Raw genomic sequence first — 14,477 nt, forward strand, 5'->3', positions numbered from 1 at the left:
TCTTTTTACTTCGTATTTTATTTTATTAAAATGTTTCACGTGGAACGGATACAATGAAAATTTTTAGAATTACTCAAGCCTATACAAAACAGTACACCAACCCTATTCTTTTGAATGTTGGAGATGTTGTTTTTTTGGGAATGGAAGAAACTGAAGAAAAATGGAAAGGTTGGATTTGGGCCGAATTGTCAGACCGAAGTAATGCAGGCTGGATTCCCAATCAAATAATTCAATTTTCAGAAAATAAAAAAACTGGAATCATAGTAAAGAAATATTCGGCGCAGGAATTAACAGTGCAGAAAGATGAGCAAGTCGAGTTATTGGAATCATTGAATGGATGGTCTTGGGTTAAAAATAATGTATCCCAAGATGAAGGCTGGATTCCATCAGAATGCATAGCGCTATAAATAAAATAAAAACAGTTACAGATATAATGAATTTTTCAAATCAAAACGTTTACATCAAAGTTAAAGATCACTCCGTATCGGGAGAAAAATTTGAATTACTCTTGGACGAAGAGTTACAATTGTTAAAAACGCATCCACAACCCGAATTGGAAAACTTAGGGAAATATTACGAAAGTGAAGATTACATTTCACATACAGATGCTAAACGCTCTTTGTTTGAAAAAATGTATCATTGGGTAAAAATTTATTCCTTGAATAAAAAAGTGAGTTTACTTAACTCTTTACACCATGAAAAAGGAAGTTTATTGGATATTGGCGCAGGAACAGGTGACTTTTTAGTGACAGCCAAGGCAAACGGTTGGCAAATTACGGGTATTGAGCCTAATGAAAATGCAAAAAAATTAGCTGTTTCTAAAGGTGTTAGCTTTGAAAATAGCATAGAAAGTATTGAAAATCAGCAGTTTGATGTTATTACTATGTGGCATGTCTTGGAACATGTGCCCAACGTGGAACACCAAATTCAACAATTAAAGAGATTACTAAAGCCTAACGGAACCATCATTATTGCTGTTCCCAACTTCAAGTCTTATGATGCAACGTATTATGGAGAATTTTGGGCTGCTTATGATGTTCCGAGACATCTTTGGCATTTTTCCAAAACAAGCATTGAAAAATTATTTGCTAAAGAAAACCTGAAACTGGTAAAAGTGCTTCCTATGGTTTTTGATAGTTTTTATGTTGCTCTTCTCTCTGAAAAATACAAAAATGGAAAAATGAATTTTTTGAGAGCTTTTTGGGTTGGATTTCGTTCCAATTGGAAAGCAAATGTTTCGAAGGAATATTCTTCGCACATTTATCTTCTAAAAAACCAGTAAAACGCATTTTAAGCCCTTTTAAAAGGGTTTTAAGGTGTTTGTAAGGAAAATACCTTTCTAATTTTAGTTTTAAGCAGAAATAAAAGGCATTTGCGCCGTTTTTTATTGTTGAAAATAATTAAAATTTGATTTTAATAGATAAAATTTATGATCGTTTTTTTATCCAAAAAAGAATTAAAATGCGAATCAAACGAACATTCTAAAAAAATGTTATTTTTACCAAAATTTAAAAATTAACCGAAAAGAATAAAATGAAAAAAATTGTTGTTGTAGCAGCTATCGTTGTTTCTGTTTTTGCATGTAACAAAGCTCCCGAAGTGAAAGAATTCAAAACTGCCTATATTGATACCGTTAAATTAATGGAAGAATATACTCAGTACAAAGAGTTGGAGGAAAAATTTAAAACCAAAAGCCAAGTAAAAGCTAGAGAAATCCAAATTGAAGCCAAAAAATTGGAAGCAGAAAAGCAAAGCTTTCAAAAAAATGCGCAACTTAAAGGTCAGGCTTGGGCACAACAAAAATACGGAGAGTTACAACAAAGAAGCCAACAATTAGCATATGCTGAACAAGCGATTGCACAACAATTGCAAATGGAAGGTGGAACTGAGAGAGATTCAATCGTGAAAGATGTAAGAGATTTTATCAAAGGCTATGGGAAAGAGAAAGGTTACGATTATATCTATGGAACGGGTGATGCAGCTACAGTGCTTTATGCGAAAGATTCGTATGATATCACAAAAGATGTTATCAAAGCTTTGAACGATCGTCATGCCGCTAAAGGAAAAACAGAAGAGAAGAAAGAAGAAAAGAAAGAGGAAGTAAAAAAATAATTGCTTCGAAAAATATAGAGCCTTCAATTGTATTGAAGGCTTTTTTTTTGGATTGGTCACTAGTTTTCAAAACTTATTTACTAAAATTCAATACTTTAGTTCTTTTAATATAAGCCATATGCACACAATTTCAGAAGAAGCCAAATTCACTTTACAATTCATCAATCAAACACAACAAAACATCTTTCTTACCGGAAAAGCGGGAACAGGAAAGACTACCCTACTCCACGAAATCATTCAAACGACTCATAAAAATGTTGTCGTTGTTGCACCCACAGGTATTGCAGCACTAAATGCTGGCGGGGTAACAATTCACTCGTTGTTTCAACTCCCCTTTTCAGCCTTTATTCCTGACTACAGTTCGCCGCAATTCTCTGAATTCGTTCGTTTTGAAACCAAAAGTACGCTTTCTAGGCATTTCAAAATGAACAACCTAAAGAAATCGGTTATCAGAAACATGGAATTACTGATTATCGATGAAGTCAGTATGCTTCGTGCCGATTTATTGGATGCTATGGACTTTATGCTGCGTATTGTTCGAAAATCGGATCGCGTTTTCGGTGGTGTACAACTCCTTTTTATTGGGGATTTACTTCAGTTGCCTCCAGTAATCAAAGAAGAAGAGTGGAAAGTATTGCGAAATCATTACAATGGTAGGTATTTTTTTCATTCTCAGGTTATTCGTCAAAACCCTCCGTTATACATTGAATTGTCTAAAATTTTTAGACAAACCGACAGCCTATTCGTTTCGTTACTCAATAATTTACGTCAAAATCAGATTACAGATGAAAATATTCAACTTCTGAACCAGTATGTAAATCGGGAGTTTAATTTGCAAGAGCATCCTGGTTATATAACACTAACAACACATAACACTAAAGCTGATGCAATGAATTCGAAAGCATTGGCCGAATTACCAGCTAAAGTTTTCAAATACCTTCCTGAAATAGTGGGTGATTTTCCCGAAAAAATTTATCCCATTGATAGCGAGTTAGAACTCAAAGAAGGCGCTCAAGTTATGTTCATTAAGAACGATTTGTCTCCTGAAAAGAGGTTTTATAATGGTAAAATGGGAATTATCAAAGCTTTGTCTGAAGAAGAAATTGTTGTTGATTTTCCAGATGAAAGAAAAATTGTTACAGTTGAACGCTACGAATGGCAAAATATTCGATACTCATTACATCCTGATACTAAAGAGATTGTAGAGGAAATAATGGGAACTTATGTGCACTACCCAATTAAATTGGCTTGGGCGATAACGATCCATAAGAGTCAGGGATTAACGTTTGACAAAGCAGCGTTGGATATGTCGCATATTTTTTTACCCGGGCAGGCCTATGTTGCTTTATCGCGTTTGCGTTCCTTAAATGGCCTTATTTTGCTTTCTCCGCTTAATTTGAATGGAGTTTTGAATGACGCTGATGTGGTTGGTTATTCAAATCATAAAGCAAACAATACCATTTTAGCTGAATCTTTGGCTTTACAAACTCAAAAATTCCTATTGGAATACCTTAAAGCTAGTTTTGATTGGCAGAATTTAACACAAGAATGGCGCAATCATCAATATGGCGTTCGAGATAATAAGAAGCAATCTGTGCATTTTCAATGGGCTAAGAAGCAAACCGAAGTTTTAGAAGGAATCCAGGAGTCGGCTAAAAAATTTAGAAATCAATTGGATTTTCTTTTTTCACGTGAAACAAAGGATTACCAGTACATTCAACAACGAATTTCAGCAGCCTATGATTATTTTTTTAAGATTCTAGACGGATTGGTTTTCGAAATCTTTTGGAAACAAGAAGAATTCAAAAGAAAAAAGAAAACGAAAGGTATTTTAGAAGAGTTACAGCTTTTGGAAGAATTACAAATTAAAGCAGTATTCGGGATGATGAAAGCAAGATTGATGATCCAACACATTACTTCAGGCGTAACTATTTCAAAAGAGAATATGTCATCTGAAGAAATGAAAAACTATAAAGCGAATGTAGTAGCACTTGTAAAAAAAGAATTTAAAACTAGTAATTCAAGCTTAATGGATGAGGATTTCGATCATGATTCAAGTTTAAAAAAATCAAAAAAGGAAAAGGTTGCCAAAAAATCTACTTATGAAGAAACGTTGGAACTTTGGAAGTCCAATCATTCTATAGAAGAGATAGCTGGTGTGCGAAAGCTATCCGTTCAAACCATTGGTAGTCATATTGCTAAATTAATTGAAAATGGAACTATTGCCATTACAGAAGTACTTCCTAAGGATATTTTAGACGAATTAGCAAAAGCATTTGAAGGTTTTACTGATGCAACTCTTACTCCGTTAAAAGAAAAATATGGAGATCAATTTACTTGGAATGAATTAAAAATCTATAAAGCTTTCAAAGAAAGAAATACATTGGATAATGATAAAAAAGCCTCAAAATAAGAGGCTTTTTTTATCGTTATCTTATTGAAATAGATTAAGATAAAACGTATTTATTGTAGAATTACGATACCAATGCTATCTCAATATTCTTTTTCGAATATTTTATCTGATTCAAATAGGATTTAGTCATGTAATAGGATTTGAATTCATTAAATCTTTGATTTTCATTGAAATGCCTATTCATACTCATATGGATTAGAATCCAAGCATAATGGGAAGCAGTTGGTCTCATTTTTGGTAAGTTTTCACCTAACCTTCCTTTCAGACTGTTGTTATTTAAAAAATTTGAATAGTCTAAGTTGTCGATTTTTGCTTTGATGTCGGCGTAATCTTTATTAAAAGTCTTTCTTAATTGAGGTGTAAGTTCAAATTCTCTTGAAAAAGATTCGATAGATCTTTCACAATGATTTATCATCTCATCAGGCGTAAAACCAAAGAACTCCAAGTAATTTTTGATTTTTAAAATAGATAGTATACGTCTGGTCTCATCATCACATTCGTCTAGAACTATTTTTTCGATGAAGTCACGACTATCCAAATCAAAAATACTTTCAGCATATTCCATTAATTCTAAACCTCCGTATCGGTGAATTTCTTGCTCATAAGGAACAATATGATATTTACTGATGATACTGTTTATTTTTAATTGATTAATGCTTTGAATTATTAATTCCTTCACTTCAATTGAAGTTGTCTGGAATCGAACTCTAATATGATCTTCGGTGTTTTTATAATTTACGAAAAAGAATTTATTTACGATATTTTTCGAAATGATAGTTTCATGAATATGCTTTAGAATATCATTATTTGAGTAGGTATTTCGGTATAAATCCAAATACAACCAGTCCGATACAATGGGTACATTTTCAGACAGGTTTGTGGTATCTTCAATGATTTCATCGTATTGGTAACTGTCTCTAAAATAGTCGGTGTTTTTTACGCTTACAACCAATTCATGTGGATAATTGTTCCCGTCATTATCTACAATTGCCGGACTAAAACTTTGATAGATAAACTCGTTGATATACAGTTTTTTAGTGGTTTTTAATTGTTGGAACAACACTAAAACATCTTCATTATCGGTTGTGTCAAGAGTTAAGTTACCTTCAGGCGTATTCAAATTTACTATTGTAGAAAAATCGGATTCCTTGATTCGTTGATTTAAATACACGGTAAATTCTTCCAAAGTATAATTGTCGTAAGCCAAAAGTAACTGAGCCGGATGAAGCAATGTTTCTTTATCCAAGTAAATTCTTGGCACATAGCTTTTTAAGTAATCGTAACTATTAAAATTAAAATTGATATCATAAAGCTCCTGATTGTAAAACTCTAAATCACTTAAGAATCTATACATTTCCGAATCTGACAATTTTGTGTTAATTGCTGTTGTTAATTTTGGAAGTATTTGCTTTTTATGTTTTTTAGAAACTAAATTTAATTTCCCATTAGAGAGATGTATATAGATATCAGATAATAAAAGGGTTTTAGATTCATCAGTATATGAAGTATTTATGGGTAAGCTGTAGTCGTATAATTGTTCTACAGCATTAATATTTACACTTCTGAACAAACCGATGCAGCTTATATCGGCTATGATTTTACCATCGTGTACTTTCTTTTCATAATTGATAATATCTTGGCATAAAGGATTCGTTACTTTACTGAATCTTGCCACTAAATTCAATGCGGAATTTGCACCTAAATTTCGTATGTAAGTTATCTTATTACCTGTTGATTTGCAGGTTAATAATTCTACAACCACGGTAAAAGTATTAGGAAGATTATTTCTTTTCCTTTCTTTATCATCGGTGATCGGTAAATTCAGATACAGATTATTATCTTTCGCATTTACTATTTTTAGAACAATTTCATCAGCAAGTTTTAGCTTGTATTCTGAAATATTTGAGGTGTAATTCAAACCAGAGTTTGGGTTAAATACCTTTACTAGAGGTATTAAACCATCATTATATTTTTCCGAAACTTTGGTAATGAATTTCGTAAGGCTTTCATTAATGTATGTAGTATGGGAATTATAAGTAATGGTGAAATCAATAAATTTCCTTATTTTTTCTTGAAGCGCAGCATCCATTGTTCCTTGTTCTTCATCAAATGCGTTGATGGCAAAGAAATTTTTCTGATCTGGATTGTCTTTTAATAAAGATTCCTGATTGCTAATGTATTGATTCGTAAAGTGTTCTAAAGCTTCTGTTGTAGTTAAAAGGTGATTGTTCTTTTCAACTATTGAAGAAGGGTATAAAGGATTATGATTGCTTAACTTTTTGGTAAATGAATTGAATATGAATTGATCAATTATCAAACCACTATCAATAACAGTTAGTAAGTAATCCCTAATATCGGATTCTTCAAATCCATCCAGCATTATTTGCTTTACCAATTCATCAATAGTAGTATTTTTTTTAAACTGATCCATCAACCATTGCAAGTCCTCATCGTAATCAATTTCAACAAATTTAATTTCTACTTTGTCGTTGGTTAGAATTTCTGATTTATAAAAGCATATTTTCCCTTTTTGTAAGAAATGAATCGTCGGATTTAAAGTGTAAGTTCTTGATAATAAGTCTTTAGTTGAATCTTTCACATAAACCGATGTAAGAAAAGTATTGTCGTACTTTACATTCAAATGAATAGTTGATTTCTTGATTATGTGGGTTTTATCATTCCATTGTAAAGTACCAACAGAATTAAAAGTGCCAAATGGAGTGGGATTAAAATGAGCCCTGATAAAATATTTTTTCAGCGCATTTTTGATTTTATCGGTTTTATCCTTTTCAATATCATTGTATAAGCTTATGGAAGATAAAAGGACAGAAAGTTTAAAAAGTTTATTTTCTTTAAAAAAACGGTGTAAATCCTCTCTGTTTTTCTCATACGATTGCACAGGAAAATTGGTTACTCTTTTAACTATAATATCAAAAAAAGTCATTTATATTGGGTATTTATTATTTATTTGGAGTACAAAACTAGTGCAAGTTTACTATTTCTAACCAGTCTGTATTTATTTTTTTATCAATTGACAATAGCCCTAACCCTAATCCGGTCAAGCCATATAAAAGGTTTGTTTCCTGAGTTTTCTCTTTTTGTTCAAAATTTTCAAAAGTCAAGAAGTTATTGGTTTGTTTTACAAGTATTTCCATCCATTTTTCGGATACTTCAGAATAATCATTCTTAAATTTAATCGAAGCCAAATGGTACTGAATCAGTATTCCAATTGTACCATGGCAAAAGGAATAATCGGCTATCCCCGACTCTTCTAAAGAAATCGTACAGGTATTTTCAATCAACTCTTGCGCTTCTTTTATTATGCGATCTTCATTTAGAAATACTCCGGCATTGTATAGTGCATTTGCAATTCCTAAATCACCCTGACACCAGGATAGTAAAGGATTTATGAATTTATTCTCCTCTATCAAGAACACATTAGGATACAATTGTTTACTGTTGTCATTCTTGTATTTATGGAAGTGTAAAAATGCGATACAATTCTTTAAAGGTTCATCAATTTGATGTGAGAGATCGGTGAAATGAAGTTTAGCATAAAGTAAAAAATTGATGAAACTTGCTACACCATGAGCCATCCCAAAATAATAGCAATGGCCTTCGTTTAGTGTTGGTTTTCTTAAGATTAGTAGTAAATCGGTATTTATTTTTGAGATAAATTTACCTATGTAATTGTTTAAAATGGCTGTAGTTCCGCTATTTTTATCCTTTTTATATCTTTCAAGGAAATACATCGCTATACCTAGTGATCCATTCAAATAATCATAATTGCTATTGGTTGCTTCTTCTTCAAGTTCCTCTTCAAGAATAGCATCTATATCTGTATAGTAGGAATCATCTATTGAAACAAAATCATTTTTTAACTTTAATAACGTCAATCCAAAACCTGCAAGACCACTATTTAAGCTAACTGAACTGAGTTCTTCCGCTATAATTGTATTTATTTTGTCAAGTAAGGTTATTAATTTTTCTTTGTATTCTTCCCTGTTATCATGGAGAAACAAATTATCATAGAAAAGTGCAACGCCAGATAATCCGTTAAATAAACCAATCCTTTCTTCATTATCAATAGATTCCCATATTTTTTTTTCAATCGTCAGTAGAACATTCTCCATATTTAAAAGCCTAACTAATTGGTTTTATTGTATTTAGTAAAAAAGAGTAATTTCCAAATTTTGGAAATTACTCTTTTAAAGAATTTAAAAACTAGGTTGATTACCAGTTAGAAGGTGTAGTTATACAAGCGATTGGATAACAAGATGAATCGTTACTAGCTTTAGATGATGGATTTGTTTTTGCCAAGTATCCACCGTTAATGTTTTCTTTTTCTTCGTTTGTTAATTTTTTAACTGTCAAGTTTTTTAACTCCAACTTTTTCATAAGTAATAATTTAGATTTGTCTACTATCGTAAGGTACCTGTTCGACTTATTTCCCCCCAAAAAACAATAAGTATATGTTTGTTAATACCCGATTGGAAAACGAATATATATATATTTGGATTAAAAAAAAAGAGGATTTAATAAGTTTTTTTTTACTTTAACAGTTTCGAACTTTCATTTTTAGTATAACTATAAGTAAACCAAATTATTGCAATAAAAACACACCAAAAACAGCAGTTATAAAGTAAATGGCAATAGTTCTTGCACCATCATAATCTTTGGCAATGCGTTGACCGAACAATAGCATCAATAATGTGATACATGAAACAACGGCTCCATATTTTCCAAAAGTAGTATCACCGTTGACACACATTTCAACACTACCCACCACGCAAAGTAAACCGGCTATTAATTCAAAAACCAATAATATTTTTAAGGCAAAATCGACCTTTCCATTTAGAAAGGTTTGGGCGAAATGTTCTTTTAACCATCCTAAATTTCCTTGATAATCTGTGAATTTGTCGTAACCAGATTGTAAAAATGTAATCGCTAAAAACAGCAATACCAGTAAGCCAGCTAAATTGTGCATAAGTTTAGTTTTTGTGTATTAAACGGGTTAATTTGATTGATAAATCGGTTAAAATAATTTTAGCATTTCCATTACGTTCAATGTGATAGATTGCATCTTGTATTTCTTTATATATAGTAGTAATGTTATTTCCGGTCACAAAAGGAGCAAATTTATTCAAATTGAAATTATCGACAGATGTTTCCAAATATACCAATTTATCGGCTTGATAATTGAGTAATAAAGCTTGACGGAACATTTCGATACAAAAATGTAAAAATTTCTTTTGAGTCTCTCGCCCTAATCCTGCAATTTGTTCACTCCAGGAAATTAAATCATTGATTGCCGAAGCATTCCCTTTTGCTCTAAATGCAGCTCTTACCCAGATGACAAACCATTCTTCGAACGATTGATTGTCGTTTTTATCTTCACATAATCGTAAAGCCTTGTTATAATTACCTTGTGCTTTATGTGCAATTAAGTTAGCTTTCTTCTCGTCTACGTTCTGGTATGCCGTCAAATGAGACGTAATAGCATTTTCACTCAATGGAGAAAAATGCAAAACTTGGCAACGCGAACGGATAGTCTGGATAATATCTTCTTCATTTTCAGTTATTAATATGAAGACGGTTTTATCGGTGGGTTCTTCTAAAAGTTTAAGTAATTTATTGGATGCGGCTATATTCAATTTATCCGCCATCCAAATAATCATAATCTTATAGCCACCTTCATACGATTTTAAAGAAAGCGATTTTAAAATTTCCTGAGCATCCTCTACTCTAATCTCTCCTTGTTTGTTTTGAACATTAAGGAGTGTGTACCAATCAAAAAGAGAGCCATACGGTTGTTCCTGTAAAAACTGACGCCAATCATTTAAAAAATCGAGACTTTTTGGTTTGGATTTTACTTCCTCAGTCGTTACTGTAGGATATATAAAATGCAAATCGGGATGCGCAAAATGATCAAATTTCAGATTACAAGCTTCATTGCCTCCGGTATTTTCTTTGTCCGAATTACCACACAAAACATATTGTGCATACGCAATTGCCATTGGCAGTACTCCACTCCCCTCAGGTCCCACAAATAATTGAGCATGAGGAATTCTACCTGAAGAAGCACTCTGAATCAAGTGATTTTTTAAATGTTCGTGACCTACAATTTGTTTAAAAAGCATGTTGCAAATATAAAATTTCTATGCCTTAATTGGTTTTTTGATTCTCTAAAACTTGAAAAACAATAAGTTTTTAACCAAATATTGTTGATAAATATTTTTTATTAGAAAAATTTTAATATTTTTGCTCACGAATGAAATTTTATAAAAGCTTTATTTATAAGGGTTTTTCAAATAAATTTCACAAAAAATTAACAGGCAACAAAATTTTGGCACGCTTTTGGTATGAATGATAAAAAATGAATGCATTAATTTTTTGTTAAAGTTTTTAAACTAAAAAGACAGGTTTTTACAAAATATCGTAAAAATGTTTTCAAAAACTTGTCAATTAAATTTAAAAACATATTTTTGAATAATTAGAGTTAAACTAAAATTTTGAATCAACCATGAAAAAAATTATCTTTTTAGGCCTATTTATGCTTTTCGCAGTAGGTAATATTAATGCTCAAGCTAAAGGAAAGCCCAAAAGCATCATCAGCACTAACTCTGCTATCCGTAAATTTCACGAAAAAAGTGAATTGGAAGGGATGACTAAAGGACAATTACTTGAGTTATATATCGAAAGAATCAATTCGTTAGTAAATACACTTCCGTATATTGCATTGACACACAAACCGGGTATTACCATGCAAGATGTAGGTATACCTGATAACTCTGAGAACATCAAAGCTCTTGATGCTCAGCAGGAAAATACAAGAACGTTCTTAACTGCAACTGTTGAATTCCAAAGATTGATGACACCATATGCAGACAAAGGGAACTTAGTTTCGTCAATACTATATTACGAGGCGATGTTAAAAGAATTATATAATTTTAGTGAATAATATAAATTAATTTTTTAATTTTAGTTAATAATTTCTAAAACCAAATCCCCATGAAAAACTTATCTAACTTAAAATGGATTGCGCTATTTGTAGCTTTCGCTGCAAATGCTCAACAAGAAAAAGGTATAATTGGTGCTAGTAACTGGTTAAACAACTGGACAGAATTCAACCCGAAGAAGGTAGAATATAACGAAACCAATCAGATTTTGTACGGAAAGATTACTACGAATACAACGTTATTGAAGAGAAATACCTATTTACTTCAAGGGCCGGTATACGTAACGAATGGAGCAACCTTAACCATTGAAGCAGGTACAGTTATCAAAGGGGACACAGGTACAAATGGTGCGTTAATCATTACTAAAGGCTCTAAGATAATGGCCGAAGGTACTGAAACAGATCCTATTGTATTTACATCAAATGGAGCTCAAAGAAAACCAGGTGACTGGGGAGGATTAGTAATCCTTGGTGATGCGCCAATCAATAAATTTGGTGGAACTGCTTCTTTAAATTTTGAAGGAGATCCTTCTCAAACAATCTATGGTGGAACTAACCCAACAGCAAGCTCAGGAGTATTACGTTTCTTGAGAGTTGAATTTGCAGGTAAGAAAATCAAAGGATACAAAGATTACAATGCAATCTCTTTGGCAGCAGTTGGTAACAAAACAGTTATTGAAAACGTAATGTCAAGTTTTTCAGCAGGTAATGCTTTTGAAATTTTAGGAGGTGATCTTACAATGAAAAATGCTGTTACTTTACGCTCAAATGGTGATGATTTCAGATTTACTCAAGGTTCTCAAACTAGATTAGAAAACTCTTTAGCAGTTAGACATTCATTCTCTTCTGGTTCAACTAGAGCTAGATGTTTAAATGTTAATTCTTACGAGAAAAAAGAAGAGGCTGATTTTTCAAAAGCATTAACGAATGTAGTTGCTACTAACTGTACTTTAGTAAATTCAACTGATGATCTTAACAGAGACTCAGCTAGTGGTTTAGTAAAAGAATCGGTTTTCGTTGCAGAAAGCACAGGGTTAACTCTTAAGAAAAGTGTTATTTCTGGATTCAGCCCAGCAGTGGTTTTGGATGATGACATCAAACCAGAAGCTGGTGGTCTTAAAAAAATTAAGTTAGAGGAGATGTATTTCAATAATTGTAAGGGGAATATTTTTGTTGAAAATACTACAAATAACGAAGACTTAGAAGATTATTACGGAAATCCACAATTCGCAAATCTTTACGAAACTACTCCAAACGCAGAAATGTTTATTGCATGGGATGCAAAAACACCTGACTACAGAGTTAAAATCGGTAAAATTACCGCTTCTAAATAAGTTAATAAGTATAAGCTAGAATACAATCCATTAAAGGGTAAAACTTTTAATGGATTTCTAGATTTTTATACAATAATATTTTCACTTTCTCGTTATAACAATCTTGTGTTAAGTAAAAGTTAATATGAAGAGAACTATACCATTTAAATTCAGGTTATTTTTGGCTCTGCTAATTCCGTTTTTTATACATGACGGAGTATATGCTCAGATGAGCGCGCCTACGTTCACTTTTACTAAAATGTGTGCAGAGCCGCCTCCATATACTTTTCCTTATGACCCAGCCGAATCAAATTTTAACGAGTTTACTGTAAATTTTTCATTTGCAGGGCCTGGAACTTACGTATTGGAAATGTCCAATAAAGACGGTTTTTTTGTTTCTCCAATGCCAACGTTGACTATTCTAGCGTCACAGACAGTTACTAGTCCAGGGTATTTTACTTTTAGATTACCTAGTGATTTAAAAGGAAGTGATAAATACAAATTCAGAATAAAAAATACAGCTCCAGAACCGGATGTAAATGGTCCTGCGACAGGGGCAATACCAAATCCTGATCCAAAATTACCTGGTAGAACAGGTATATCTGCCTATTATCAGGCATTCCTTGAAGATTTTACATTGAATAATAATGCTACCGATGTTAGAATTTGTAGCGGCGGTTCAGCTACATTATCCGTTGATCCAAGTACACCAGGAAACCTCTCTCCTTTAGGTATACCAAATATTACCTATAGATGGTTTAAAAATGGTAACCCAATTGTTGGAGAAACAGGGTCAAGTTTGGTAGTAAACAGTACAGGTGTTTATCAAGCATTCATTGATTATGGACCATGTTCTACTTTTCTAGACGATCAAATTGAAAAATCACAAAAGGTAAATGTTATCATTGCATCACCTTCTGCCACTTTTACGTTAACATCAAGTATAGATCCACCAAATAATATCTGTCCATCTAATCCAACTACTTTAAGTACGTCTCCGGGTTATGTGTATAAATGGTTCAGAAACGATGTGGAGATTCCTAATGTTACGACCAATAGTTACGTTACAGCAATTACGGGTAATTATAAAGTTCAGGTGGACCAAGGTTCTTGTGTTCCAAAAGTATTTACGAATACAATTCAGGTGAATGGTTTCGATTTTGATGTCACTTTCCCTGCATTGCAATCCCCTAGTATCAATAAAATACCTGAAGGGGGAACTTTTTCAGTAACAGTTACGACAACTGCTGCAAATGCAACCTATGAGTGGTATAATCCCGGTTCATCATCACCGATAAATACAACCGATACTTTCAGTACCAGCACACCGATTGATGGTGACTATCGTTTGGTAGTGACGCAAACAACGGGTTGTATTTTTTCAAAAGAAATATTATTCAGAGTAAAATTCGGAATTAATCCTACTCAGATTCCAAATACAATTAGCCCAAATGGTGATTCGATTAACGATCTATGGGAAATTCCACAAGATTATCAAACAGCAGAACACGAAATTTTTATCGTTGATGCTTTTGGAAAAGAAATCTTAAAAACGACAAATTATCAAAACGATTGGCCCCAAAATAGTATAGAATTCAAGTCAGTAAATCCCATTTTCTACTATGTAATTTCTAAAGGAGGAAGCCCCGTTAAAAAAGGATCTATTACAGTTATAAAGTAG

At 32.4% G+C, this 14,477-nt stretch carries 12 protein-coding genes; 7 read left to right on the top strand and 5 right to left on the bottom strand.

The annotated features are described in order from the left end of the window. Positions 1-53 precede the first annotated feature (53 nt). The 4 genes from ACS8MM_RS13420 (at position 54) to ACS8MM_RS13435 (ending at position 4,525) form a co-directional block, all read left to right on the top strand. On the top strand, positions 54-407 hold the full coding sequence (locus ACS8MM_RS13420) for an SH3 domain-containing protein (protein ID WP_379717772.1): 354 nt from the start codon (positions 54-56) through the stop codon (positions 405-407). 26 nt (positions 408-433) lie between these two features. After that, on the top strand, positions 434-1,282 hold the full coding sequence (locus ACS8MM_RS13425; protein ID WP_379717774.1) for a class I SAM-dependent methyltransferase: 849 nt from the start codon (positions 434-436) through the stop codon (positions 1,280-1,282). 251 nt (positions 1,283-1,533) lie between these two features. Beyond that, the gene (locus ACS8MM_RS13430) at positions 1,534-2,112 is read left to right on the top strand and encodes an OmpH family outer membrane protein (protein ID WP_379717776.1); all 579 of its coding nucleotides are present in this window, start codon (positions 1,534-1,536) and stop codon (positions 2,110-2,112) included. Positions 2,113-2,230: 118 nt separating this feature from the next. Further along, positions 2,231-4,525: a helix-turn-helix domain-containing protein gene (locus ACS8MM_RS13435; protein ID WP_379717778.1), complete on the top strand. Its 2,295-nt coding sequence runs from the start codon at positions 2,231-2,233 to the stop codon at positions 4,523-4,525. Positions 4,526-4,586: 61 nt separating this feature from the next. On the opposite strand, the gene ACS8MM_RS13440 is transcribed toward ACS8MM_RS13435, so the two are convergent. The 5 genes from ACS8MM_RS13440 to ACS8MM_RS13460 form a co-directional block, all read right to left on the bottom strand. Then, on the bottom strand, positions 4,587-7,469 hold the full coding sequence (locus ACS8MM_RS13440) for a lantibiotic dehydratase (RefSeq protein ID WP_379717780.1): 2,883 nt from the start codon (positions 7,467-7,469) through the stop codon (positions 4,587-4,589). A gap of 37 nt (positions 7,470-7,506) precedes the next feature. Beyond that, entirely contained in the window at positions 7,507-8,658 is a 1,152-nt protein-coding gene (locus tag ACS8MM_RS13445; RefSeq protein WP_379717782.1) for a lanthionine synthetase LanC family protein, read from the bottom strand. 100 nt (positions 8,659-8,758) lie between these two features. Then, the gene (locus tag ACS8MM_RS13450; protein WP_379717784.1) at positions 8,759-8,923 is read right to left on the bottom strand and encodes a hypothetical protein; all 165 of its coding nucleotides are present in this window, start codon (positions 8,921-8,923) and stop codon (positions 8,759-8,761) included. Between the two features lie 205 nt (positions 8,924-9,128). Continuing rightward, entirely contained in the window at positions 9,129-9,512 is a 384-nt protein-coding gene (locus tag ACS8MM_RS13455; protein ID WP_379717785.1) for a DoxX family membrane protein, read from the bottom strand. A 4-nt stretch (positions 9,513-9,516) separates the two neighbouring features. Then, complete coding sequence (locus ACS8MM_RS13460) at positions 9,517-10,665, bottom strand: DNA polymerase III subunit (protein WP_379717787.1); 1,149 nt, start codon at positions 10,663-10,665, stop codon at positions 9,517-9,519. Between the two features lie 383 nt (positions 10,666-11,048). On the opposite strand from ACS8MM_RS13460, the gene ACS8MM_RS13465 reads away from it, so the two are divergent. The 3 genes from ACS8MM_RS13465 to ACS8MM_RS13475 all read left to right on the top strand — a co-directional run bounded on the left by ACS8MM_RS13465 (position 11,049) and on the right by ACS8MM_RS13475 (position 14,477). Then, positions 11,049-11,486, top strand: coding sequence for a hypothetical protein (locus tag ACS8MM_RS13465; RefSeq protein WP_379717789.1), 438 nt, complete (start codon positions 11,049-11,051; stop codon positions 11,484-11,486). A 50-nt stretch (positions 11,487-11,536) separates the two neighbouring features. Further along, a complete protein-coding gene (locus ACS8MM_RS13470) occupies positions 11,537-12,817 on the top strand; it encodes a hypothetical protein (protein ID WP_379717791.1) in 1,281 nt (426 codons plus the stop codon). Between the two features lie 124 nt (positions 12,818-12,941). Next, on the top strand, positions 12,942-14,477 hold the full coding sequence (locus tag ACS8MM_RS13475; RefSeq protein ID WP_379717793.1) for a gliding motility-associated C-terminal domain-containing protein: 1,536 nt from the start codon (positions 12,942-12,944) through the stop codon (positions 14,475-14,477).

Origin of the sequence: Flavobacterium sp. MAHUQ-57, assembly GCF_051908335.1 — a bacterium.
Classification (GTDB): domain Bacteria; phylum Bacteroidota; class Bacteroidia; order Flavobacteriales; family Flavobacteriaceae; genus Flavobacterium.